Below are 24,131 nucleotides of genomic sequence, written 5' to 3' on the forward strand. Positions count from 1 at the left end.
GGTCTCGGTTCTCTCGTTCGTCGTCGGTCGGGGCGGAGTGGGTGCGCGTCGGCGGATCTGCGTCAGTGCGACTGCGTCGGCGCGTCAGCGGATCTGCGCGAAGATCTCGTCGATCGTGCGGAACACGGCGAGCGTGTCGGCTGCGGTGTGCACGGGGTGCTCGGTCGTGCCCTCCGCGATGGCGGCGATGACCGCGCGCAGCATCGGCACGTAGCCGCTGCCCTCGCGCGGGAACTCGACGAGGTCGGGCGTCCGGAAGATCTGGCGCATGCCGCCGGCGTGCACCTCGAGGTCGGTGGTCGCCCAGAACGGCGGCGTCAACGTGAGCCACCCCGTCGGCCCGCCGACGGACGCCGTGAGCTCGGCGAACTCCGACATCGAGCTCGCGCACTGGGCGTACCGCCCGTCGGCGTACTCGAGCGTGAAGTGCTCGGCGACGTCGAGCCCGTCGTCGCGCACCGTTCCGGCGGCGTGCACCGAGACCGGCTCGCCGAACACCGAGTGGGCGAGCGTGATCGGGTAGATGCCCTGGTCGAGCAGGGCGCCGCCGCTGCGTGCGACATCCCACTTGCTGCTCGCGCCGTCGGTGTTCGGGAACGGGATGCCGAAGGTCGCCCGCAGGTTGCGGGGCTCGCCGATCGTGCCGTTCGCGAGCTCCTCTTGTAGGCGGACGAAGACGGGACTGAACTTCATCCACATGGCCTCCATGAGGAAGAGGCCCCGCTCCGCGGCGAGCGCGAACAGGTCGGCCGCCTCGGCGGCGTTCATCGTCATGGGCTTCTCGACGAGCACGTGCTTGCCGGCGAGCAGTGCCGCACGGGTCATCGCGTGGTGCGTCGCGAACGGGGTCGCCAGGTAGATCGCGTCGATCCCGGGGTCGGCGAGCACCGCGTCGTAGTCGCCCGTGGAGGCCGGGATGCCGAACTCCTCGGCGAACGCCGCCGCCTTCGCGGCGTCGCGGCTCTGCACGACGACGACCTCGGCGCCCCCGCAGGACTGCAGGTCGGGCACGACGCTGCGCGAGATCGTGCCGGCGCCGATCGCGGCCCAGCGCTGCACGGTCATGACCGCTCCGCCAGGTCGGCCCCGTTGCTGCTGGCGATGCCGCCGAGCCACGCGAGGCTGGGCTTCGGCGTGCGGACGAAGGTCGTGCGGTCGGCCGCGATCAGCCCGAAGGTCGGTCCCCAGTGGCCCCACTCGTAGTTGTCGAGCAGCGACCAGTGCAGGTAGCCGCGCACGTCGACACCGTCGGCGATCGCGTCGGCGAGGCCCTCGAGGGCGGCGGTCGTGTAGGCGATCCGACGCGCGTCGTCGGCGGTCGCGATGCCGTTCTCGGTGACGAGCACCGGCAGTCCGGTGACCTCCGCGGCGTAGCGCACGGCGATGCCGAGTGCGTCGGGGCGGTAGGCGGTGCCGACGAGCGTGTTGTCGGGGTGCGGCGGGTGCGGGACGAGCCCGTTCCCGTCGACCTCCTGGGTCGAGTACGACTGCACGCCGACGAAGTCGTCGCCCGCGGATGCCTCGAGGTAGAGGTCCTCGTAGTCGCGGCGCACCTGGGCGAGCTTCGCCGCGTGCTCCGGCTCCGCCCAGAAGGCGCCGTTCGCGATCGACCAGCCGACCTTGGCCGTCGTGCGCTCGCGCAGGACGGCGCGCGCCGCGCGGTGAGCGGCGATGAACGGCGCGGCGTACTCGGGCTTCGGCACGGGCAGGTTCTGCGCGATCGCGTCGCGCGACGGCTCGGCGCCGTCGGAACCGACGGTCGGGCTCTGCCACTCCGACATCTGTCCGGCACGCGCCGCCTCCTGGAGCATGACCATCATCGCCATCATGTTCGGCTCGTTGATCGTGACGATCCACTCGACCCCGTCGAGGATGTCGGTCACCCGGGCCACGTAGGCGGCGAACCGCTCCGCCGACTCGGGCGCCGACCATCCGCCCGCCTCGGCGAACCAGCGCGGCACGCTGAAGTGGTTGAGCGTGACGACCGGCGTCACGCCCGCGTCGAGGCACGCGTCGATCATGCGACGGTAGTGCGCGAGCTCCGCGTTCGAGAACTGCCCCTCGCGCGGCTCGATCCGCGCCCACTCGAGGCCGAAGCGGTAGGCGGTCAGGCCGGCGTCCGCGAGCAGGCCGATGTCCTCCGCGTATCGGTGGTAGCCGTCGACGGCGTCGCCGCTCGGCTCCATCCCGGGCATCAGGCCCTCGCGCGCCCACCAGTCGCTGTTGAGGTTGTTGCCCTCGATCTGGTGCGGGGCCGTTGCAGCGCCCCAGAGGAACGGGGTCGGGAAGCGGGTCATGCGATTCAAGCCTTTCGTATGGAGGAGAGGATCGATGCGGAGTTCGGATGCCGCGGGCGGCCGTCTCGTCGGGGACGGCCGCCCCGCGGCATCCGCTCGCCTACTTCGCGGTGCGCACGAAGATCATGATGATGTTGCCGCCGATGAGCGTGCACGCCGAGGCGACGATGAACAGCAGCGCGTAGTTCCGGTCGGCGCCCTCGGCCCCGATGAGCAGCAGCGGCACGGCGACGATCGGAGCGAGCGCCTGGGCGATCGACGTGGAGTAGACGTTGATGCCCACGAACCGGCCGGCATCGGTGTCGCGCTCGGGCAGCACATCGAGCACGATCGCCTGGTCGACCGCCGAGAAGACGCCGAGGCCGATGCTCGTGATGACCGAGCCGCCGATGAGCAGGCCGGCGTTCGTGCCGCCGACGGCCATGATGATCGCGCCAGCGGTGAACGCGAGACCGGCGAGCAGCACGAAGATGCGTCGACGGCGGAGCTTGTCGGAAAGGAATCCGCCGAGCATGGCGCCGCCCGCGGTCGCGACGACGCCGGCGAGCGAAAGGATGACGATGAGCGACCCGACGTCGGCCACCTTGCCGCTGTCCGAGAGGCGGGCGGCGAAGAAGACGGTGGTGAACGTGGTCGCGAACGTGACGCCGAAATTGAAGAACAGGCGGCCGAGCCAGTTCCACGCGAAGTCGGGGTGCTTGCGCGGGTTGAACACCATGTTGGCGAGCACCTTGCCGATGCTGAGCTTCGCGGGGGCGGGCAGGTCGACGCTGCTCGGCTCTTTCACGAGCAGCGTCCACAGCACGAAGAAGAACAGTCCGATCGCTCCGGGCACGAGGAACACGAGGTAGTCGCTGCCGATGAATGCGCTGGCGACGCCGACGCCGGCGACCGACGCGATCATCTGCACGACGCCGCTGAGGCCGGCGACCTTGCCGCGCTGCGCCTCAGGCAGGCGGTCGGCCTGCGAGAGGATCAGCGAGTTGAGGGCGGTGCCCCAGCCGAGCTGGGCGATCATCCAGCCGACGATGACGAGCGGGATCGACGGCGCCCACGCGATGAACGCGAGGCCCGCGAGCCCCACGAGCGCGCCGATCAGCGAGAACGGCCGGCGGCGGCCGAAGCGCGTGCGGGTCCGGTCGCTCCACATGCCGGTGAGCGGTGCCGAGATCGCGGCAACCGCGGCGCCGGCGCCGACGACGTACCCCAGGTACTCGACGTTGTCGGGTGCGAGCTGCTGCACGCGCAGGGCGAGCGAGAGCCCGATCGGGGCGACGAGGGCTGCGAACCCGCCGAAGGTGGCGAGGATCATCAGCCAGATGTATCCGGCGCTCACGGGCTCGCGCACGATCATCGAGCCGGTCGCGGTCACGTCGGTGAAGACGGGCTCGCCGGGGTCGACCATCTTGCCGAGGGGACCGCCCTCGGCGTCGGCGAGCGCGGCGCCCAGCGGATCGCCGCCCGGCTGGGGGGCGCCGGTGTCGAGGTCGTTGTTCATGGTGGGACTCCTTTGTCAGGGTGGTGCGGGGTCTGGTGTGGTGTGCTGATCCGAGCGGGCGCTAGTCCACGCTCAGGGCGACGGATGCCGGTGCGCACCCGTCTGCCGTGACGGTGACGGTGATCTCGCCGGCGCCGGTGGGACGGATGATCGCGAGGGCCCGCCCGTCGAAGGTGCGGTGCTGCGGGGCGGTGAAGCCCTCCTCGGTGATCGGTGCGCCGCTGCCGAGCGCGAGCACGGCGGGGCCGTCGACCGTCACGGTGACGGTGCGGTCGCGGGTCGCGTGCACGGTGCCGGGCTCGTCGGTCAGTTCGATCGCGAGGTAGGCGAGGTCGGTGCCGTCGGCGCGCAGGTCTGTGCGGTCGGCGGTCACGCGCAGGCCGAGGGTCGCGGATGCCGCGGCGAGCGAGGTGCGGCCGATCTCGACGCCGTCGCGGGAGGCGACGGCGACGAGCTCGCCCGGCCGGTAGACCGTCTCGAAGTCGGCGCGGTACTTGCGCGACTCCCCCACCGTCGCGCGGCCGAGGGTCTCGCCGTCGAGCAGCAGCTCGACCTCGTCGGCGTCGGCGTAGACCTCGACGTGGATGGGTCGGCCCTCGAAGCCGGCCCATGACCAGCTGCCGATCGAGTCGGTCCAGGCCCAGGGCGTGGCCACGGCGATGTCCTTGCCATGGTGTTCGGGTCGCTGCACGGCGATGTAGGGCTCGGTGCGCAGGCCGAACACGATCTCGCGGTAGTACGACGCGGGCCGGCGGAAGCCGGTGATGTCGAGGTCGCCGCACCAGGCGGTCAGGCCCGGGAAGCCGGTCGCGAACGACGCCTGTCCGCGGGCGCCGTCGTCGTCGTACTTGACGACGCCGATGCCGGTCTCGCCGAGGTAGTCCCAGCCGGTCCAGGTGAAGTCGCCGAGCACGTGGCTGTTCGCCGTGACGAGCGCCCAGTTCTTGTCGATGTCGGTCGGCCAGGTCTCGGCGCCCACGATGATGCGGTTCGGGAACAGCTCTCGGTCGAGCTCGTAGCGGGCGTCGCCGTAGTTCATGCCGGCGATGTCGAGCACGGCGAACGACTCCTCGATGCGTTCGGTCGCCTGCGGCGAGGCCTGGATACGGCTCATCATCTGCCCGAACCCGGCCATCATGCCGTTCACGCCCGCGGGTCCGGCGTCGGCCGCCGCGGCCCGGTTCGCCTGCATCATCGGGATGATCGTGTCGAGCATCGAGACGAACCCGTTGATGCCGTTGGTGAGGTACCGGGTGTCGTCGAGCGAGCGGATCTTCTCGGCCAGCCTGCGCCCGATCATTGCGCCGAAGCGGTTGCCCGTCTCGGGGATCTCGTTGCCGATCGAGTACATGATGACGCTCGGGTGGTTGAAGTCCTTGGCGACGAGCGCCTCGAGGTCGCGCTCCCACCACTGCGCGAAGTCCGACGCGGTGTCGAAGTCGCTCTTGCCGAAGGTCCACATGTCGAAGCTCTCGTCCATGACGAGCATGCCGAGACGGTCGCAGGCCGCGAGCAGCGCGCTGCTGGCGGGGTTGTGCGCGCTGCGGATCGCATTGAACCCGGCATCCTTCAGCGCCTGCACCCGGCGCTCCTCGGCGCGGGCGATCGAGACGGCGCCGAGCGGGCCGTTGTCGGAGTGGATGCACGCGCCGCGCAGCTTCACCTCGCGCCCGTTGATGCGCAGTCCCTGCTGCGGATCGAGCTGCAGGGTGCGGATGCCGAAGCTCACCCGCTCCTCGTCGAGCACCGTCGCGCCCGCGGCATCCGCCCCGCCGATCTCGGCGAGCTGCAGGCGCAGCGCGTACAGCGACGGGTCCTCGACGCTCCAGAGCGCAGGGCTCGCGACCGGGAGGCGCAGCCGCGCGACCTGGCGCTCACCGGGCAGGAGGGTGACCGGCGTGCTGCCCGAGGCGACCTCGGCGATGTCCTCCTCGATGACGGCAGCGCTCAGGCGCACCGTCGTGGTGACCGGGCTGTCGTTCTCGACCGTGACGGCGATCTCGACGATCGCACGGTCCGCGTCGACATCCGGGGTCGTCACGCGAACGCCGTCGTGGGCGATGTGCAGCGGCGCCTTGGTGATCAGGTGCACGTCGCGGTGGATGCCGGCGCCGGCGTACCAGCGGCTGTCGAGGTGGGTGCGGCACTCGACGCGAACCTCGTTCTCGGCGCCGAACTCCACATAGGGGTCGATGCGCACGGCGAAGCGCGAGGTGCCGAAGGCGTGCTGCCCGGCGAGGGCGCCGTTCACGAACACCATCGCGTCGCGGTACACGCCGTCGAACTCGAGCAGCATGCGGGAGCCGCGCGCCTCGGCCGGAACGGTGAAGCGCTTGCGGTACTCGAACGAGCCGCCGGCGAAGTACGCCGTGGTGTCGCCGCGGGGCGCGTCGGCCGAACGCTCGGTGCCGATGAGCGCGTCGTGCGGCAGCAGCACCTCGGTCCAGTCGGATGCGCCGGCGCCGCCGAGCTCTTGGAACGCGGTCACCTTCGTGCGGAAGCTCCAACCCGTGTTGAACGCCACCCGCGATGGGTCGACGCGATCCGGGGCGGTCACGGTCTCGGTGCTGGTCATCGAGGGGCTCCAACTTCATCGGCGGGTGATGCGGCGACCGGATCCGACCGATCAGGTATCGCGCGTTACGTCAGGAGTAAAGCACACCTAGTAACGCGCGTCAACACCATGTCGACACTCGGATGCCGGTTCGCCGGCGTTCCTCGGTTACGCGCGTCAACCGCGATAGGCTTCTCCGCATGATCACCACCAGCGAAGACGTCGCCAGGCACGCCGGCGTCTCGCGCGCTACGGTCAGCCAGATCCTGAACGGCCGCGGCCAGCGGTTCGCCGAGGCCACCCGCGACCGCGTGAACCGGGCCGCGCGCGAACTCGGCTACGAACCGTCATCCGCGGGCCGCACCCTCGCGCGCGGATCGAGCGACTTCGTCATCGCGCTGATCCCCCACACCACGTTCGGCGCCACACTGCAGGACTTCTTCAGCCGCATGACCGACGAACTCGCAGCACACGGCCTCACGCTCGTGCTGCGACTTTCGACGCCGTCGACCGCCTCGCTCGGGCGCGTCATCGCGAGCATGAAGCCCGCCGCGGTGTTCTCGCTCACCCGTTTCACCGACGAGGAGCGCGCACTCATCGGCGACCGGGGGGTGACCGGCCTCGACCCGAGCGCGACGAACTTCTTCGACTACAACCACGCCATCGGGCTCCTGCAGGGGCGCACGCTCATCGCCCACGGCCACCGGCGACTCGCGTTCGCCCACCTGGCCGACGCCCGTCAAGACCCATTCGGCGCCGACCGCGAAGACGGGCTCCGCGAGGCGTGCCGCGAAGCCGGGCTGCCCGATCCTGGGTCGGTCGGGCTCGACGTGACCCCCGACGACGCCGAACGCGCCCTCGACGAACTCGGCGGCACCGGCTTCGCCGTGGCCTGCTACAACGACGACGTCGCCACCGCGCTGCTCTCAGCGGCAACTCGTCGCGGCTGGCAGGTTCCAGAAGACCTCGCCCTCATCGGCATGGACCACACCACGCTCGGCCGGCTCACGCTGCCGCCGCTCACGACCATCGACTACGACCTCGAGATCGCCGCCGAGGCCGCGATCCACGGCATCCTCACAATCACCGGCCACGCCGACACGGCCGAGCGTCCTGAACGGCACGCGAGGCTGCGCGTCATCGCCGGCGGGTCGATCTGAGTCTCGCTTCATCCGAAGCGCGTGACGTTGGATAGACGTCGACGGATGAATCCCGGCCCTCGGTCGCACCGACGAACTGATGGCTTTGTGCCACCTCACGCTGTTCGTGCCGTTCGGGCTACTCGATAACGATGATCGGAACGAACTCCGCCAACGGGATCGGGTCCCGGTTCTGATCGAACACACGGAGCACATCGACGTACGTGCGCTTGTCAATGCTCCAGTCATAGACGGCCGGCGGCGAATCCGAACCCTGCGCGGCGAGATAGATGAGGTCACCGATCAAGCGCGTCGCTCGCCCATTTCCATCGACGAACGGATGGATACGGACGAGTTCGGCATGCACGGCGATGCCGAACTGACGAGCATCCCAATCACTCGTGTTCGCCCATCTGTACGCGAGATTGTCCAACGTCGCGTCCAAGTCGACCTGCATCTGTGCCGGATCGACGCCGATACTGAGCAGCCGAACATGCGGTCGACCCGCCCATGTCCAGACCGCACCGTACAACCGAGCATGCAGGTCGAACACGAATCCCGGCGTCAACAGATCGTCGACGCCCAGTTCGCCGCGCAGTACCGCGTTGATGAGGTCCAGAGCGACAGCCTGCTCGATTGCTTGCTCGAGCTCGAATATCGCGGCCCTCAGGGGTGGATCTCCGACCACCGCTCGAGCCTCAGCGGTGAGCGCGTCCGCTTCGTCCGGATCAAGCGGCGTCTCGCCGTATCCAGGATCGAACGTCACTTGCTCGAGCGAATCGCGCGCGCCTTCGCGGCCTCGACGAAACGACGAGCCTCTGCCGACGCCACGTACCCATTCGGCACTACCCGGTTCTCCAGCTTCGCCGATGCCTCAGTCGAACGAATGACCGCACGCCGCAGTGCAACCGGCGATACCTTCCGAATTACAGCCATGTCACACCTCCCAAGATCGTTCCCCAATTGCACGAGGGAATACTGGCCTTCGGCCAAGGGTGGACGGCCTGATTGCAGCATACCTGCAGGCTGCTATGGGACCACTTCAGTAAGCCGATGGTCAGTCCAGTTGAGGAAGCGCTGGTCGCCAGTCATGAGCAGCGGCTTCCCTCGGGGCATCGGGTGCCGCGGATCGCTGCTGGCCGTCAGCCCGTCGAACGTGAACAGTCCGACGCCGAGGCGTTCGAGCAGGTCCAACACATCCTTCTTTGCTCGACGCAGCGTCCTGTGCCTTAGCTGCCCCCAGGCGCCGAGCACCTCGCTCACTCGGTACTGCCTGAGGACACGCTCAATCGCTGCACAATTCGCCGCCGACAGCTCAGCGTCGTAAGCAGTGAGATGTGCCGAATTGGTCGCCCGCTCGGGATAGAGATTCAGCATCACCCAGCCCGGATGCCCGTTGTCGATGCTGGCCTGAATGAGCCGGTTCACCGTCTTGTCGGCCTCTGAGCTCATCGCGTACGAGGGGTTCATGCATATGGCGATCAGCGGCGGATCGCCAGCCGAGGCGCGCGCCGTATTGCCGAGCGCGAAACGATGGGACTGGACCTCAAGAGTGGGGCTCCAGAAGTCGGGCTCGTGCCCCTTCGGGTACTCGATCACGTGCTGACGACCTCCACCTCGGCTCCGCTATCGGCGCGCTCGCGAACGCTTTCCGAAAGACTGCCAGATTCCGACGTAAGTTCGCCGTTCGAGCGTCTTAGCTCTGCGCCCGTTGATCGAACTGCTCAACCGAAAGAAGTGGGCCACCGGCGTCGAACTCGCGAACGCGATCTTCGAGTACATCGAGATTTTCTACAACCGCCGCCGACGCCACTCGGCAGTCGGCTACCTCACCCCGATCGAATACGAACTATGCTCGGGCCTACCATCCATCCCACGCCTGATCGCCACACGCTGAACGGTAACCAAACTGTGGGGCAGGTCAAAGAGTCACCAAGACCTTCAGCAGTCCCCTTGAGCTCGGCCTGCGCGTCCGTCGTGAGCCCAGGCCGCACGCCCGCGTTGACCTGCTGCCGGCGCATCCAGGTCCGCACCGTCTCAGGCGAACCGATGCCGAGCATCCCGGCGACCGCTGTCATCGCCTGATACTCGCTCGGATAATCCGGCCGCACCTCGACGACCATCCGGACAGCGCGCTCACGAACTTCGCGCGGGTACTTACTGGGACGTGCCATGAAGACGATCCTTCCAAGGAAGTCAGTCTCCAGAAACGCCGGGGGACTCAATCACCCGGACGGGGACACCCACGAAGCGGCGCATCAGGCACCGTCCTTGACGTAGAGATTGTCAACGTTCACGTAGTAGACCCGTCGCGACAGGTCACTTGGGCTGTTGAACTGATATTGGCCGAGATCCTCGACCAGCGATTCAGCCAGAGGCCTCGCGACGAATTCGGGCTCAGCTGGCCATTGCCCCGCCCAGACTTGGATCCGGCCCTGGCGGACGAGCGCTCCAATCGCGGCGGCCACCTCGCTGACGAGCAAAGGTGACTTAGAGAGCCCACGCATCCCGACCGTCTGGACGATTTCGGGCAGTGGGATTAGGTCCTCCATACCCTCGTCGAGGATGCATTGCTCCAGGGGAGCAGCTGGCGCGTTCACGGCATTCCCAACGGATGATCAAGTCGAAATACGGTAGGGCGGACGGGACTTGAACCCGTGACCGATGGGAGCCGACTGCGCTTTCAGGGCTTCCCGGACCGCTGGCCATACCTCGACTGATCTGGGGCTGATCAGGATCTTCTCGTGCATCGTTCTCGAACTCCTCCAGACTACCCGGCTTCGTCTGGGCCCGTCTGGGCGCGTCTCCGATCGAAATGTGGTGAATATGCGGTCGCCGGTGCTGGGCGAGTTCGATCACCGCATCGGTCACTGAACCAGCTCGACTATCGCTCTTTTTCAACCCGGGACGGAAGTCGATGGGGCCTCTCACGAGCGTTACGTCAGCGCCGCGACGATGAGCCGCCGATCGCGTCGGCATGTTCCGAAGCGAGGACACGCTCGCGGATCACGTCGAGCGTTCGCGCCACAGCGAGGGTCGCCGCACGGTCGTGTCGGGCGACCTGCCGGTCCCCGGCCGCGAGAGCCTCGGCGACCGCACGCAGCATCGGCCGGAATCCCGAGCCTTCCCGGGGATGCACGACCAGCTCGGGCGAGCGCATGATCGCCTCGACCGAGCCTGCGTGGACTCGCGCGGCGGTGCCGGCCCAGAACATCGGCTCGATCGTGATCCACCCGAGCGTGCCGCTGATCGTCGCTGACTGATCGAGGAAGCCGATCGCCGAGCACGCCACGTCCGCCCGCGCCCCGCCCGTGAAGGTGAGCGTGGCGCGAGCCTCGAGGTCGGTTCCGTCTGCGACGACTCCGGAGGCGTCGACCGCGATCGGCTCGCCGAGCACCCACTGCGCGAGTGTCACGCCGTAGATCCCTCGGTCGAGCACGGCGCTGTCGCCGCGCTCGGCAGCCCAGGCGCGCCCGGTCGGCGGCGTCGGCATGCCGAACGTCGCCGAGATGTTGCGAGGCTCCCCCGTGAGGCCCGCCCGCACGCGCTCGACCAGGCCGACGTGCAACGGGTTGAACTTCATCCACATCGCTTCCATCGCGAACACGCCTGCGGCGTCGGCGGCGTCGAAGATCTGTGCGATCTCGGCGGCGTTGGAGGCCATCGGCTTCTCGATGAGCACGTGCTTGCCGGCGGCGATCGCCTCGAGCGCAATCAGCGCGTGGGTGGCGATCGGCGTCGCGATGTAGACGGCGTCGACGTCGTCGCGCCGCAATACCTCGGTCAGACCCGTCGTGCCGGCGGCGATTCCGTGCCGCTCGGCGAACGCCGCGGTGCGTGCCTCGTCACGGCCCCAGACGGCGACCACGCTGCCGTCGCCGAACACCGCCTGCAGGTCGGGCACGAACTGGTGCGAGATCATGCCGGTTCCGAGTACGGCCCATCGCGTCATGCGTTCCTCCTGAGAAAGTCGAGCGCACGGTCGGCGGCGTCACCGAGCGCGAGTTCGAGATCCACCACGAATCCGTGCTCGTCGTCGGCGAGAGGCTCCAGCGTGGCGATCTGCGAGGCGAGCATCGTCGCGGGCATGAAGTGGCCGGTGCGCTGCCCGATGCGTTCGGCGAGCTGGGTTTCGGAGCCGTGCACGTGCACGAACGCGAGCCCCGTCTCGCTGACGCGGGTGAGGAACTCACGGTACGAGCGCTTCAGCGCAGAGCACGAGACCACGACCGGATGCCGGTCGGCGTGCTCGTCGCGCGCGCGGGCGGCGACGCGGGCAAGCCAGGGCCACCGGTCTTCGTCGGTGAGCGGGATGCCGGCGGCCATCTGCGCCTTCGCCTCCGCGGAGTGCAGATCGTCAGCCTCGACGAACACCGCGCCAAGCCGTTCGGCAAGCGCGATCGCGAGGGTCGACTTACCGGCTCCTGCCACGCCCATCACGACCACTGCGGGCGGCGAGTCGGTGCCGACCGCGGCATCCATGGATCTCACCAGTCGTGGACGGTGCCGTCGGCGAGCCGGTTGTACGGCAGGTAAGCCTGCGCGTACGGGTACGTGCCCGCTTCATCGAGGTTGAGCTCGACGCCGAGGCCCGGCGTGTCGCCCGGGTGCAGCAGGCCGTCCTGCCACGTGAAGGACTGCTCGAAGACCTGATCGGTCTTCGTGCCGTGCTGCATGTACTCCTGGATGCCGAAGTTGTGGATCGACAGGCCGAGGTGCATCGCGGCGGCCATACCGACGGGCGAGATGTCGGTCGGACCGTGCATGCCGGATTTCACCTGGTACATCGCCGCGTACTCGAGCGTCTTCTTCAACGGGCTGATGCCGCCCATGTGCGTGACCGCGCCGCGTACGTAGTCGATCTGCTGGTCGCGGATCAGGTCCTTGAAGTCCCAGATCGTGTTGAAGATCTCGCCGATCGCGAGCGGCGTCGTGGTGTGCTGGCGCACGAGACGGAGCGCCTCCTGGTTCTCGGCGGGCGTGCAGTCCTCGAGCCAGAACAGGTCGTACGGCTCGAGCGATTTGCCGAGCTTCGCCGCCTGCAGCGGGGTCATCCGGTGGTGGCCGTCGTGCAGCAGCGGGATGTCGGGGCCGAACTCGTTGCGGACCGCCTCGAAGACGCCGGGCAGATGACGCAGGTACGCGCGGGTGTCCCAGTCCTCCTGCACGGGCTTCGCACCGCGGCGCGCGGGCTCGTGGTCGTAGCGGGCCTCGCCGCCACCGGTGTCGGCCGACTGCGAGGCGATGCCGTAGATCGCCTTCAGCCCGGGCACGCCGGTCTGGATGCGGATCGCCCGGTAGCCCTCCTCGAGGTGCTGGCGCACCGAGTCGAACAGCTCCGGCAGCTCCTTGCCCGACGCATGCCCGTACGCCAGGAGCCCGGTGCGCGAGGCTCCGCCGAGCAGCTGGTAGACGGGCATCCCTGCCGCCTTGCCCTTGATGTCCCAGAGCGCCATGTCGACGGCGGCGATCGCGGCCATCGTGACCGGGCCGCGGCGCCAGTACGCCGAGCGGTAGAGGAACTGCCAGGTGTCCTCGATCTTCGACGCGTCGCTGCCGATCAGCAGCGGCACGACGTGCTCCTGCAGGTAGGCGACGACCGCGAGCTCGCGCCCGTTCAGGGTCGCGTCGCCGAGGCCGGTCAGGCCGTCTGCCGTCGTGATCTTCAGGGTCACGAAGTTGCGGTCGGGGCTGGTGACGATGACGTCGGCCTTGTCGATGATCATGCTCATGGTGTTGCTCCGTGGATCGTGGGTGAGCTGGATTGGGGGGTCAGGATGTCTCGAGCGCGGTGATCGCGTCGGCGACGTGTGGGGCGAAGCCGACGTCCTCCGCGAGCCGCCTGTCGAGCGCTCCGATCAGGGCCTTCCGGGCGGATGCGTCGAGGTCGACGATCGCGGCGGGCTCGATCCCGTCGGGCATCGGGGCCGTGCCGGCCCGCACGCCGAGCATCCAGGCGGCGATGGCGGCGGCACACCCGGTCGCATCGCGTCCGGCGGCGCGTTCGCCGAGCGCGACCGGCACGATGCGCAGGCGCGCCTTCGTGGTCGAGTCCAGCGCGATCTGCGCGAGGCGGTGCTCGATGCGCGGGTTGCGGAACCGCTCGAGGAGCGCAGCCCGGTAGTCGGCGAGGTCGAAATCGGGCAGCTGCCGGGCATCGTCGTCCCAGAGCGCTTCGACGAGGTCACGACAGAGCTGGTCGTCGATCGCGGTCGACACGACGGTGTGCCCTCGGGTCTGGCCCAACGTCGCGAGCACGGTGTGCGCACCGTTCAGCATCCAGAGCTTGCGGTTCTCCCACGGGGCGATCTCGTCGACGAACCTCGCGCCGGCCGATTCCCAATCTGGTCGGCCCGCGGGGAACTTCCCCGAGAGCACCCAGTCGGAGAACGGCTCGGTCACGACCGGCGCGTCATCGAGCCATCCGGTCGCCTCGAGCACGGCGTGGGACTCGACATGGGCGTCGATCGCCGGGGTGATGCGGTCGATCGAGGTCGAGACCACCGAGACCGACTCCCCCAACCACTCCGCGAGATCTGGCGAGATGCGGCCGGCGAGGTCGGTCAGCGCGCGCCGCACGAGGCCGCCGTTGTCGGGCAGGTTGTCGCACGAGACGAGCGCGATCGGGCCCGCGCCCGCGCGACGCCGCGCGTCGAGCGCCAGCAGCACACGACCGAGCGCGGTCGAGGGCCGAGCGCCGTTGGTCGTGTCGTCGGGCGCGACGCCCGTCAGCGCACGGTGCAGCAGGTCTACATCGGATGCCACGGCCGGATCGTCGAGGTCCGGCGAACCACCGGGGGCGAGCCGGTAGCCGGCCTCGGTGATCGTGAGCGTCAGGATCGCGACCTGCGGGTCGGCGACGGCCGCGACGAACGCGGGCACGTCGTCGCCCGCTTCGACTCGCACGATCGACGGGATGAGATCGAATCGGTCGCCGTCGGCGGCCCGCTCGACGAGGGTGAACAGGCCGTCCTGCGGGCTCAGCCGGTCGACGAGATCACGGCTGCGGCCGGTGAACGCGACGATCCCCCATTCGGCGGCGTTCGATGCGCGCGCGGTGTACCAGGCCTGGTGTGCGCGGTGGAATGCGCCGAGGCCGAGGTGCACGATCCGCTCGGGTGGCGTCGGGAGTCCCACCGCGGGTCGTGAGAGGCGTACACCGGCGTCGGTTGCGGCGGTCACAGCGTGAAGACCTCTCGGGGAATGGCGTCGACCAGGTCGTCGATGACGCGCTCCGCGGCATCCATTCGGACTCTTCCCTCGACGACCAGTCGCGCGAGGAACGCGGCGTCGACGCGGCGGGCCGTGTCGTGGCGTGCTGGGATCGAGAGGAACGCGCGCGTGTCGTCGATGAACCCGCTCGACCGGTAGAAGCCCGCGGTCTCGGTCACAGCGGCCCGGTGGCGGGCGATCGCGTCGGGCGCGTCGAGGAACCACCACGGTGCGCCGAGGTACACGCTCGGGTAGAACCCGGCGAGCGGTGCGAGTTCGCGGGAGTACGTGGTCTCGTCGACGGCGAAGAGCACGAGGTGGAAGTCCCGCTCGAGGCCATAGCGTTCGAGCAGCGGACGGATGCCGCGCGTGAACTCGGTCGCGACGGGGATGTCGTGTCCGGTGTCGGGTCCGAACCGGGCGTGCGTGCCGGTCGAGTGGTTCCGGAGCACGCCCGGGTGGATCGTCATCACGAGCCCGTCGTCGACGCTCATGCGCGCCATCTGCACGAGCATGTGCCCGCGGAACGCGCGCCGCTCAGCCGAGTCGGCCGTACCGGCGACCACGGCCTGGAACAGGCGCTCGCCCTCCCCCGCGTCGAGATCGACCGTGTGCAGCTCCTCGACGCCATGGTCGGTCGAGACCGCGCCGTGCCGGATGAAGTGCGCCCGCCGGTCCTCGAGCGCGCCGAGGTAGCCGGCGAAGTCGCCGGCGCGATCGGTCGCGGCGAGCAGGCGCTCGACGTTGCCGGCGAACCCGACCGCATCCGGATCGAGGTACCGATCCGGCCGGAACGTGGGCACCACCCGCCCGGGAAGGTCGGATGCCGCGAGCGCGGCGTGCTCGGACAGATCGTCGAGCGGGTCGTCGGTGGTCGCCAGGAACTCGATGCCGAACCGCTCGAAGAGCGCACGCGGTCGGAACTCCGGACGCACGAGGGCGGCGGCGATCTCGTCGTAGATTGCATCCGCCGTGTCTGGCCCGAGCCGGGTCGTGATGCCGAAGACTCCGTCGAGCTCCTCCTCGATCCAATAGCCCGACGCCGTGCCGGCGAACCGGTGCCAGTGCGCGGCGAGCGTGCGCCAGACCGTGCGCGCGTCGCGCCCGGCGTCTTCCTCCACGACCAGGTCGGCGAGGTCGACGCCTGCGGCGTGCAGCAGCCGGGTCACGTAGTGGTCGCCGGTGAGCAGCAGGGCGACCGGGTCGGTGTACGGCTCGTCGGCCAGCAGCAACGACGGCGGCACGTGGCCGTGCGGCGAGATGATCGGGCTGTCCGCCACGCGCGCGTACAGGTCGAGCGCGATCGCCCTGGTCGACGGGTCGGCCGGCAGCAGCCGTGCAGGATCTCGGAGGTGCGGGTCTGGCATCGGCGTCACTTGGCGATGAGGTTGAGCTGGGCGTTCAAGGCGGCGACGTGCTCGATGGACACGCCGCCGGCCTGCTTGATGAGCTTCTCGACGCTCATGCGGTCGACGATGGCCTGCATCGCCGGCGGGATCTCCACGCCGTGGCCGACCTCGCCGCGGCTCGTCGCGACGGCTTCCATCACCGAGGCGATGACGCGCGCGCCGTCCTCGGACTGCTTGATGTCGCCGAGCGAGTCGCGCACGGAGAAATACCCGGCGGGACTGGGCAACTCGGCCTCGTCGAACCAATTTGCGATGCTCGTGGTGGGCATCACGCTTGCGGCGGAGACCTCGTCGACCTTGCGCAGCGTGATCGTGTCGGTCGATGCGCCCGAGCGGGCGGTGACCTCGTGCTCGCCGGTCAACGGCACCTGGAAGCGGAAGACTCGGCGGCCCTCGACGGCCCCGACCTCGACGCCGTCGACCGACAGCACGACCCGCTCCTGGTTCGAGTACACGATCACCTCGGTGACATCCTCGGCCCGTTCTTCGCGCCGACGACCTGCGACGTGCACGAACGGTTCGCTCGACCATGCCGCCTTGTACACGTAGAACGCGTCCTTCTTCAGCGACCGGTCGAACGACACGAGTCCCTTCTGGTTGCGGCCCGCGACGCCGCCCTCGTCACGTCCGGCCGATCCGAAGTCGGCGAGGTTCCAGACGTGCGTGGCCCAGAGCCACGGCCGCGCCTCGATCATGCCGACCATGTGCTCGTGGTAAAGCGCCTGATAGCTCTCGGTGTAGTCGCCCTTCTCGGGAGCGACGGATTGGAACTGCGCGTTCGCGTCCGCGCCGTACTCGGCCAGGCCGATCGCGATCTCGGGGTTGGCCGCGTGGAAGTCGTCGAGCCAGGTGTCGTTGTCGGCGGCCTCGCCGACGTACCAGCCGAAGTAGAGGTTGTACGACATGACGTCGGGCAGACCGACCAGCGGGTGGTCGGTCTCGAGGAGGAAGAGGTTCGCCATCGCGGTCAGGCGGGTCGGGTCGAGCTCGTGGGCGAGGTCGTTCAGTTCGCGGTGGGCGGCGACCACGTCGTCGCCGGAACCAGCGAGAGTGATCTCGTTCGACAGGCCCCACGAGATGATGCTCGCGTGGTGGCGGTTCTGCACGATCAGCTCGGTGAGCTGGTCGCGGGCGTTGTCGGTCGCTCCGGGGAGGAACACGGTGATCTGCGGGATCTCGGCCCACACCACGAGGCCCGCTTCGTCGCAAAGGTCGTAGAAGCGCTGGTCGTGCTGGTAGTGCGCGAGGCGCACGGTGGTCGCACCGAGCTCCCGGATCAATGCGAGGTCGCCCTGCTTGATCTCCTCGGTGATCGCGTTTCCGACGCCCTCGAAGTCCTGGTGGCGGGAGACACCGCGCAGCGGGTACTTCTCGCCGTTCAGGAAGAACCCGCGCTGGGGATCGACCGCGAACTCGCGGCAGCCGAACCGCAGTTCGACGACATCGAGCACGACGTCGCAGGCAAGGAGTTCGGCTCGGGCCGTGTACAGGTGCGGGTCGCGCAGGCCGTGCCAACGGCGGACGTGCTCGATCGCGAGCGACGCGTTCGCTTCACCATCGAGGATCGGCACGGTGACGGTCGCCTCGGCGTCGACGGTGAACCGCACACCGGTCGCCGATCCGCCCGAAGTCGAGGCCACCGCCGCGCTGAGCGCGACCTCGGCACGTTCGCCGTCGAGACGCGGGGTGACGATGACCCCCGGGCCGCCGTGGCCGTCGAGCGCGAAGTGTTCGCGCCCGACGGTGATCTGGCGCACCTCGCGGTAGATGCCGCCGTAGAAGGTGAAGTCGGCCTGCTGCGGGTACACCCGCTCGTTCTTCGCGTTGTCCACGATGACGACGAGCGTGCCCGCGCCGTCCGCGAGCCCGTCCGTCACGTTCACGCGGAAGGTCGAGTAGCCGCCGTCGTGGCTCGCGAGGAAGCGGCCGTCCAGGTACACCTCGGCCGACGAGTTCACGCCCGCGAACTCGATCCAGGTCTCGACGTCGGGCGCTTCCGCCTCGATCACGCGTGCGTACGTCGAACGGCCGCGGCGGTAGTCGCCGCCCGCCTGCCCGTCGATCGCGTTCCACGTGTGCGGCAGCACGACGTGCTCCCCCGCTGCGGCGACGTCCGACCAGTGCGAGTCCGTCGACAGCTCGACAGGTGCGAACGCCCACCCCGCGTTGAGCGACGTGGCCCGTCGGGCGTCAGGGGCAGCGGGCTGCGTCATGGGAGTCTCCTTCGACGTGAGTGCACCGGCGCACGCCGGCTGGACCCCACCACGATATGAACGACGGAACGGCGCGTGATAGAACTGATCACGCAGAATCAGCACTGATTCAGCGGATTCTCCGGCCCCCGCACGATCCACACGAACTGAGGCCCCCATGACAAGGTCGCATGAACAGGCACGGGCACAGGAACAGGCACAGGAACAGGCACAGGAACGGGCACAGGACGCGCTCGCACCCATCGCGGCCGCAGTGGCCGAGGTCCTGAGCTGTCCGATCGAGCTCACGACGGACATTGCGCCGGCACTCGACGCGTTCGAGTCGGCGCACTGCCTCGACCCTCGCATCCAGCCCGCCTTCACCGCGTCGGTGCTCCGAGGGTTCGTGCGCGACATGGATCGGCAGGTCGTACATGAGATCCGAGAGCCGCTCGGCATGGCCATCTCGCTCGTCCGTTGGGGCGATCGCCTGCTCGTCATCGGCCCGTACACGCACGAGCCCATGCATCCGGGTGTCGCCGAAGAGACCTTGAGTCGGTTGGGCGTCCCCAGCGCCCACCTCCAGATCTACAAGCTCTACCGCACCAGATACCCGATCGTGGATGCCGAGTACGTCTACCGCGGAGCTGCGAGCGTGCTCCGCGCCGGCGGCGGCGAGGACGCGCTCGGCAGCCTTCGCGAAGTCGAGGCCGAAGGCGGAACGATCGCCCCGGGGGTCCGTGAGGCCCCGCAATCAGCCGCATTCACGGTGATCGAGGAGCGGTACCGACTCGAACGGGAATTCATGGACGCGGTCGCGGAAGGATCATCCGAACGCGCGCTGGCCGCCCTGCAACGCATGGGGCGGATGCCGCAGACCATCAGCTACCTCAACACGCCGTTCCTCGGCACGACCATCCTGCGCATCATGGCCCGGGTGGCGGCGCAGCGCGGCGGCTTGCCGCCGGTGACCGTCGACGCGATCTCTCAGGAGTACGCACAGCGCCTGCATCGTCTCGGCCATTCCGCCGATCCGAAGCGGTCCGCCGCGTTCACCGCGCAGATGGTCACCGACTTCTGCCGGCACGTCCGACGCCACAACCAGCGCGAGTATCCGCCACTGGTGCGCCGAGTCGCCGACGAGATCGACCTGCACCTCAGCAGCCAGGTCTCGACGACAGAGCTCGCGGACCGACTCGGGGTGTCCGCGTCCACGCTCGCTCGCCGCTTCAAGTCGGCGACCGGCATGACCATCGTCGCGTACACGGCCCAGCAGCGGGCAGAGCGTGCGGCCCGGTTGCTGGCCACGACGACGCAGAGCGTGCGCGATATCGCGCTGTTCGTCGGCTACGACGACGCGAACTACTTCGTGAAGGTGTTCCGAGATGCGCACGGCATGACGCCGACCGCCTATCGCGAGGCCCACACGGCCTGACACGCACGAGGGCCGCTGATCAGATCGGATCCGCGGCCCCCGACGTCGGCGCTTCGTCAGGCGGGCACTGCCTCGCCCTCAGCCTCCGCACCCTGCGAGGCGGCCTTGCGCTCGCCGACGCGCTTCTGCACTTCGATCATCTCGATGCGATCGAGCTTGTAGCCCCGCATCGCGATGAGCGTGCATGCCCAGCCGAGGATCGGCAGGCCGAAGAAGAGCAGCAGACTCATCACCAGGATCGGCGTCGACGGGCTGTCGGTCGGTTGGGGCATGACCGTCGTGAAGCCGATGAGGGCGACGGCGCCGAGCGCGAGCGCCGCGCCGAGCGACGAGATGATCTGGTCGACGATGTTGTACGTCGCGGTCACTGTGGCCGGGAGGAACTTGCCCGACCGGTCGAGCTCGTAGTCGATGACGTCCGCGCGCATGGCGCCGGACGCCACGGTGACCACCATCGAGGCACCGTTCAGGAGCAGGTACACGAGGAAGAATCCGATCGTGAGTGCCAGGTTGCCGAGGATCGAGCCCATGTCGACGACCAGGCAGAACACGGTCAGCAGCACGGCGAGGATCAGGCAGATCCACGTCCAGGTCACGGTCGCTGCCTTCGAGCCGTGCTTGCCGGTGTACCGGGCGCCGAAGATCGCGAACACGATGCCCGGAAGGATCGCGATCAGTCCGAGCACCGAGCCGAGCTGCATGTTGCCGAGCAGGATGCCCCACATCAGCGTGCCGATCACGGCCTGCGACTTCACGACCTGGGCGAGCTTGTCGGAGGCCCCGCTGATCAGGTAGCGCTGGAACGGACCGTTCTTCGTGAGGAGGTTCCACATGTCGCGCATCGAGACGTCCGCCTTGGCGCGGTCGACCTCGAGGTGTGCGAAGTTCTCGGGCTTGTCGATCCGGGCGACGCCGATGCATGCGAGGATCTGGAACACGAGCGAGCAGGCGACGTAGGTGAGCGCGGTCTCGCTCAGCATCTCGACGGTGAACTGGTTGCCGTGGCGCGGGAGGAACACCACCGTCGAGAGGATCGAGAAGATCGCGGGCACGAAGTAGGCGTACACCGTCGACCAGACCTGCACGGTCGGCCGCTGTCGCGGATCGTTCGTGAGCACCGGCCCCGTCATCTGACCGGCGATGTCGTTCATCGACGAACCGATGATGTAGACCACGTAGATCGCGATGAAGAACACCGCGCCGAGGCCCGTGTCAGAGCCCCAGACGAACAGCATGAGGATGGCGAGCGAGCGGATGAGCCATCCGCCGAGCATGAAGAAGCGGAGCTTGCCGAATCGGAAGTTCACCTTCTCGATGAGCAGCGCCAGCAGCGGGTCGATGAGTCCATCGAACACGCGCGTGAGCGTCAAGATGAGGCCCGCCGCGGCGACGGCGATGCCGTATCCGGCGTTCTGCAGGTAGCTCATGAGGCCGACGAGGACGTAGAAGATCATCGCCGAGCCGTTGTTCATCTGGGAGAACGCGATCTCCCAGGTCTTGGCGCGACGGTAGGTGACGCCGTCCGCCTCGCTGGCCGTCTGCTTCGGGTTACGCGCCATTGCGTGTTCGCTCCTTCGGGAATCCGCTCGGGCGACCGACGGGTCGTTCCGTCGGCCGCGTGGTGAGCCGAAGGCAACAGTACGAAGGCGAGCAGTTCCCTCGATAGAAATCAGAGAGTGATCTTAGAAGAGGAACGGCGAAACCTGCGGATGCTCAGCTCGCACCATACGACGAACGCGGACCAGGCGCATTCGGCTGCGCTCTGGCCCGCGTGATTCGGAGCACCGACCGTCATGCCTCGAGGAGTTCGCCCATCTGCTTGGCGATGAGGGTGGTCGCGAACCGGGGGTTGAAGCGCGCCAGCCGATCCATCGCCGCAGCGTCGGGCCCGATCGTGGTGCGGAATCGTGCCTTCTCGATCGCCGCGACGATGACCTTGCCCGCCTGGGCCGGGCTGGTCGTCTTGTACGCGGCGGTCTCGGTCGACGCGTCGCTCGCGAGGCTGACTCCGGAGTTCGCCGCGATGTCGGTGCCGATCGCTCCCGGGAACACGACGCTCACCTGCACGTTCGTGTCGAGGAGCTCCGCGTAGAGCGCCTCGGTCAGGAGCTTCACCGCGGCCTTCGACGCGCCGTACACAGCCTGGCCCGGCACTGGAGCGTACGAGCCCATGCTCGCGACGTTCAGGATCGCCGCTTCGGGGCGCGCGAGCAGGGTCGGCAGGAACGCCTTGCACATGTTCATGACACCGCCGAAGTTCACGTTCATGACCTTGTCGATCTCGGAGAACGGCAGGTCGATCACCTTGACGAACTGCTGGATCACGCCGGCGATGTTCACGATGCCGTCGACCTGGCCGTGCATCGCCTCGACTGCTGGGGGCAGCCCGGCGACCGCCTCGCGGTCCGTGATGTTCACGACGTGCTGCGAGAACCGGTCGCCCGACCCCGCGAGCCGGGCGGTCTCGGCAAGGCCGTCGGCATTGAGGTCGACGCCGGCGACCGATGCTCCGCCGGCGAGGAGGCGGAGCGTCGTCTCGCGTCCGATGCCGTTGCCGGCGCCGGTGACGACGAAGACCTTGTTCGCGATGTGCATGTTGATTCCTGTCTCTGGAGAGGTGAGCTGTGTCAGTCGAGGCGAGCCACGGCACCGGGTGCCACACCGGCGCCGTTGAAGCTGTCGACCGCGAACCAGTAGGGATGTCCCGCGTTCAACGAACCCACCTCGAGGTCGGTCCGGTCGTAGACGAGCCACGAGTGGTAGAGCTTGTCGGGCGCGATGCCGTAGCGCACGTTGTAGCCCACGGCGCCGGGTGCGGCATCCCATCGCAGCGACGCCGTGCGCGGGTCGTGGCGTTCGCCGCCGACCGCGACGGCGTCGGGGAGCGGCACGTCGGCGAGACCGAACACGCGCACCCCGCTCGCGGCGAACGCGCCGCCGAAGGGCATCTCCCCGGCCGTGACCCGTACGAAGCGCGCCCGGCGCGCCTCGGGCAGCACGATGAACGCGTGCGGTGCGTCTTCGCGAGAGCCGATAGTGTCGTGCACGACCGTCCACTCCACGCCGTCGACCGAGAGCTCGACTCGCACCTCGGTGGGGTGCGAGTCCGGGAAGACCGCGCGCTTGCCGAACGTCGCTTTCGCGAGGTCGCGGCGCTTCGGCGCGCGAGACGCGAGCTCGTGGTCGGCGAGGTTCACCTGCAGCGCGTGCACGGTCGCCTCCTCGCCGAGGTCGAGCTGCAGCCACTCCCCCGGCCGGTCGGAGCCGGCCACCCACCAGCTGCGCACCGACTCGTCGGTCGCGAGCGCCGGGTCGTGCCCCTCGGCCGACGACGAGGCGGTGGCGTGGGCGCGATGCGAGAGCAGCATCCAACCCGGGGAGGCCTCGGTCCACGGGTCGAATGCTCGGTCGGGCACCAGCATCGGGTAGTCGGCGAAGTTCTGGTTGCAGAACAGCACACCGTCGTCGTCGAAGCCGGCCGGGAACAGTCCGATCCGTCGTTCGAAGTCGGCGTTGACCGAGACGCGCATGGTCGCGACGTGCCACCAGTTGCCGTGCCGGTCCTGGAACGTGCTGCCGTGGCCTGCACCCGTGATGAACCCGCCGGGCTTCGACGAGAAGGGGCTGTGCGGGTCGTAGTCGAACGGGCCGAGCGGGCCGTCGCCGACGTAGCAACCGTCGGCATACGTGTTGAACTGCGTACCCGGGCCGGCGTACTGCAGGTAGTAGCGATCGCCCACCCGGTTCATGTACGCGCCCTCGATGAAGGGCGCGTCGCCGATGTATGCGTCCATGACCTTGCCCGCGAACCCGCGTCGCACCTCGGCCACGTAGTCGTCGCCCGTGCGCTCCCAGCCTCGGTTCGCCGTGTCCGCCGAGATCAGCGGCACCGGCTCGCCGAGGCTCCGGAACGTCGAGCGGTCCAGCTCGACGCCGCTCACGGGGCGATTGTGCGAGCAGCCCCAGTACAGGTACAGGCGCCCGTCGTCGTCCTGGAACGTGTCCGGGTCCCAGAACGCGACGTCGCTCGGGGCGATCTCCTCGAAGTCGTCCGCGAAGGGGTCGACGCTGCGGAAGAACCGTCCCTTCGTCTTCCGTGAGGCCGTGAACAGCAGTGCACCGTCGACCTCGCGCACGTCGGGCGCGTAGTCGATCGCCGGGATCTTCTCGCTCGGCTGGAGGGTCCACTCGATGAGGTCCTCGGAATGCCAGAACCCACGCGTCATCGACGCGAACATCAAGTAGCGACCCCGGTAGAAGACGACCGTCGGGTCGGCCGCCTCCCGGTGCACGCTCCGCCCGACGAACGGCGTGCGGATGTCCTGATAGCGGTACGAGAGGTCGAGAGGGTTGCAGACGATGCGGGAGTTCACGATGGGTCCTTCAGGGTCAGGG

The 24,131-nt window shown here is 68.6% G+C and carries 18 protein-coding genes and 2 pseudogenes; 3 read left to right on the forward strand and 17 right to left on the reverse strand.

The features are described from left to right. Nucleotides 1–84: 84 nt before the first annotated feature. The 4 genes from GQQ92_RS04765 to GQQ92_RS04780 form a co-directional block, all read right to left on the reverse strand. Nucleotides 85–1,065: a Gfo/Idh/MocA family protein gene (locus tag GQQ92_RS04765; protein ID WP_156998022.1), complete on the reverse strand. Its 981-nt coding sequence runs from the start codon at nucleotides 1,063–1,065 to the stop codon at nucleotides 85–87. Then, on the reverse strand, nucleotides 1,062–2,297 hold the full coding sequence (locus tag GQQ92_RS04770; RefSeq protein ID WP_156998023.1) for a glycoside hydrolase family 1 protein: 1,236 nt from the start codon (nucleotides 2,295–2,297) through the stop codon (nucleotides 1,062–1,064). The genes GQQ92_RS04765 and GQQ92_RS04770 overlap by 4 nt, the downstream gene beginning before the upstream one ends. Before the next feature lie 100 nt (nucleotides 2,298–2,397). Next, nucleotides 2,398–3,795 carry an MFS transporter gene (locus GQQ92_RS04775; protein WP_232057490.1) on the reverse strand — a complete coding sequence of 466 codons (1,398 nt, stop codon included), beginning with the start codon at nucleotides 3,793–3,795 and terminating at the stop codon, nucleotides 2,398–2,400. Between the two features lie 61 nt (nucleotides 3,796–3,856). Then, nucleotides 3,857–6,370, reverse strand: coding sequence for a glycoside hydrolase family 2 TIM barrel-domain containing protein (locus GQQ92_RS04780; protein ID WP_156998024.1), 2,514 nt, complete (start codon nucleotides 6,368–6,370; stop codon nucleotides 3,857–3,859). A gap of 179 nt (nucleotides 6,371–6,549) precedes the next feature. On the opposite strand from GQQ92_RS04780, the gene GQQ92_RS04785 reads away from it, so the two are divergent. Next, a complete protein-coding gene (locus GQQ92_RS04785; RefSeq protein WP_197738069.1) occupies nucleotides 6,550–7,509 on the forward strand; it encodes a LacI family DNA-binding transcriptional regulator in 960 nt (319 codons plus the stop codon). A gap of 118 nt (nucleotides 7,510–7,627) precedes the next feature. Here the strand turns inward: GQQ92_RS04785 and GQQ92_RS04790 are convergent, their stop codons facing one another. Together GQQ92_RS04790 and GQQ92_RS04795 are read right to left on the reverse strand one after the other, a co-directional pair. After that, nucleotides 7,628–8,254 carry a Fic family protein gene (locus tag GQQ92_RS04790; RefSeq protein ID WP_197738070.1) on the reverse strand — a complete coding sequence of 209 codons (627 nt, stop codon included), beginning with the start codon at nucleotides 8,252–8,254 and terminating at the stop codon, nucleotides 7,628–7,630. Between the two features lie 263 nt (nucleotides 8,255–8,517). Then, nucleotides 8,518–9,087: a DUF1643 domain-containing protein gene (locus GQQ92_RS04795; protein WP_156998027.1), complete on the reverse strand. Its 570-nt coding sequence runs from the start codon at nucleotides 9,085–9,087 to the stop codon at nucleotides 8,518–8,520. A 115-nt stretch (nucleotides 9,088–9,202) separates the two neighbouring features. On the opposite strand from GQQ92_RS04795, the pseudogene GQQ92_RS04800 reads away from it, so the two are divergent. Beyond that, nucleotides 9,203–9,385 (forward strand): annotated as a pseudogene (locus tag GQQ92_RS04800) (IS3 family transposase); the annotation flags it as partial. A gap of 55 nt (nucleotides 9,386–9,440) precedes the next feature. Here GQQ92_RS04800 and GQQ92_RS16760 read toward each other — a convergent pair. The 8 genes and pseudogenes from GQQ92_RS16760 to GQQ92_RS04835 all read right to left on the reverse strand — a co-directional run. Beyond that, nucleotides 9,441–9,662 (reverse strand): annotated as a pseudogene (locus tag GQQ92_RS16760) (IS3-like element ISMyma3 family transposase); the annotation flags it as partial. An 84-nt stretch (nucleotides 9,663–9,746) separates the two neighbouring features. Continuing rightward, nucleotides 9,747–10,088 carry a hypothetical protein gene (locus tag GQQ92_RS04805; RefSeq protein WP_156998028.1) on the reverse strand — a complete coding sequence of 114 codons (342 nt, stop codon included), beginning with the start codon at nucleotides 10,086–10,088 and terminating at the stop codon, nucleotides 9,747–9,749. Between the two features lie 341 nt (nucleotides 10,089–10,429). After that, nucleotides 10,430–11,440, reverse strand: coding sequence for a Gfo/Idh/MocA family protein (locus tag GQQ92_RS04810; RefSeq protein ID WP_156998029.1), 1,011 nt, complete (start codon nucleotides 11,438–11,440; stop codon nucleotides 10,430–10,432). Continuing rightward, nucleotides 11,437–11,970 carry a gluconokinase gene (locus GQQ92_RS04815; protein ID WP_156998030.1) on the reverse strand — a complete coding sequence of 178 codons (534 nt, stop codon included), beginning with the start codon at nucleotides 11,968–11,970 and terminating at the stop codon, nucleotides 11,437–11,439. Before GQQ92_RS04815 ends, GQQ92_RS04810 begins: the two co-directional genes overlap by 4 nt. Before the next feature lie 5 nt (nucleotides 11,971–11,975). Continuing rightward, the gene (gene manD, locus GQQ92_RS04820; protein ID WP_156998179.1) at nucleotides 11,976–13,214 is read right to left on the reverse strand and encodes a D-mannonate dehydratase ManD; all 1,239 of its coding nucleotides are present in this window, start codon (nucleotides 13,212–13,214) and stop codon (nucleotides 11,976–11,978) included. 46 nt (nucleotides 13,215–13,260) lie between these two features. Further along, nucleotides 13,261–14,670, reverse strand: a complete 1,410-nt coding sequence (locus tag GQQ92_RS04825; protein ID WP_156998031.1) for a mannitol dehydrogenase family protein — start codon at nucleotides 14,668–14,670, stop codon at nucleotides 13,261–13,263. After that, a complete protein-coding gene (gene uxaC / locus GQQ92_RS04830) occupies nucleotides 14,667–16,067 on the reverse strand; it encodes a glucuronate isomerase (protein WP_156998032.1) in 1,401 nt (466 codons plus the stop codon). The genes GQQ92_RS04825 and uxaC overlap by 4 nt, the downstream gene beginning before the upstream one ends. A gap of 5 nt (nucleotides 16,068–16,072) precedes the next feature. Continuing rightward, a complete protein-coding gene (locus GQQ92_RS04835) occupies nucleotides 16,073–18,322 on the reverse strand; it encodes a glycoside hydrolase family 2 protein (protein WP_156998033.1) in 2,250 nt (749 codons plus the stop codon). 634 nt (nucleotides 18,323–18,956) lie between these two features. Between GQQ92_RS04835 and GQQ92_RS04840 the strand changes: the two genes are divergently transcribed. Further along, nucleotides 18,957–19,736 carry a helix-turn-helix transcriptional regulator gene (locus GQQ92_RS04840; RefSeq protein ID WP_197738071.1) on the forward strand — a complete coding sequence of 260 codons (780 nt, stop codon included), beginning with the start codon at nucleotides 18,957–18,959 and terminating at the stop codon, nucleotides 19,734–19,736. A 56-nt stretch (nucleotides 19,737–19,792) separates the two neighbouring features. Here GQQ92_RS04840 and GQQ92_RS04845 read toward each other — a convergent pair whose 3' ends face one another. From GQQ92_RS04845 to GQQ92_RS04855, 3 genes are all read right to left on the reverse strand, one after another. Beyond that, nucleotides 19,793–21,295, reverse strand: coding sequence for an MFS transporter (locus GQQ92_RS04845; RefSeq protein WP_156998035.1), 1,503 nt, complete (start codon nucleotides 21,293–21,295; stop codon nucleotides 19,793–19,795). A gap of 232 nt (nucleotides 21,296–21,527) precedes the next feature. Continuing rightward, complete coding sequence (locus GQQ92_RS04850) at nucleotides 21,528–22,331, reverse strand: SDR family NAD(P)-dependent oxidoreductase (RefSeq protein WP_156998036.1); 804 nt, start codon at nucleotides 22,329–22,331, stop codon at nucleotides 21,528–21,530. Nucleotides 22,332–22,363: 32 nt separating this feature from the next. Continuing rightward, nucleotides 22,364–24,109: a family 43 glycosylhydrolase gene (locus GQQ92_RS04855; RefSeq protein ID WP_156998037.1), complete on the reverse strand. Its 1,746-nt coding sequence runs from the start codon at nucleotides 24,107–24,109 to the stop codon at nucleotides 22,364–22,366. Nucleotides 24,110–24,131 lie beyond the last annotated feature (22 nt).

Origin of the sequence: Agromyces terreus (assembly GCF_009749465.1) — a bacterium.
Taxonomy (GTDB): domain Bacteria; phylum Actinomycetota; class Actinomycetes; order Actinomycetales; family Microbacteriaceae; genus Agromyces; species Agromyces terreus.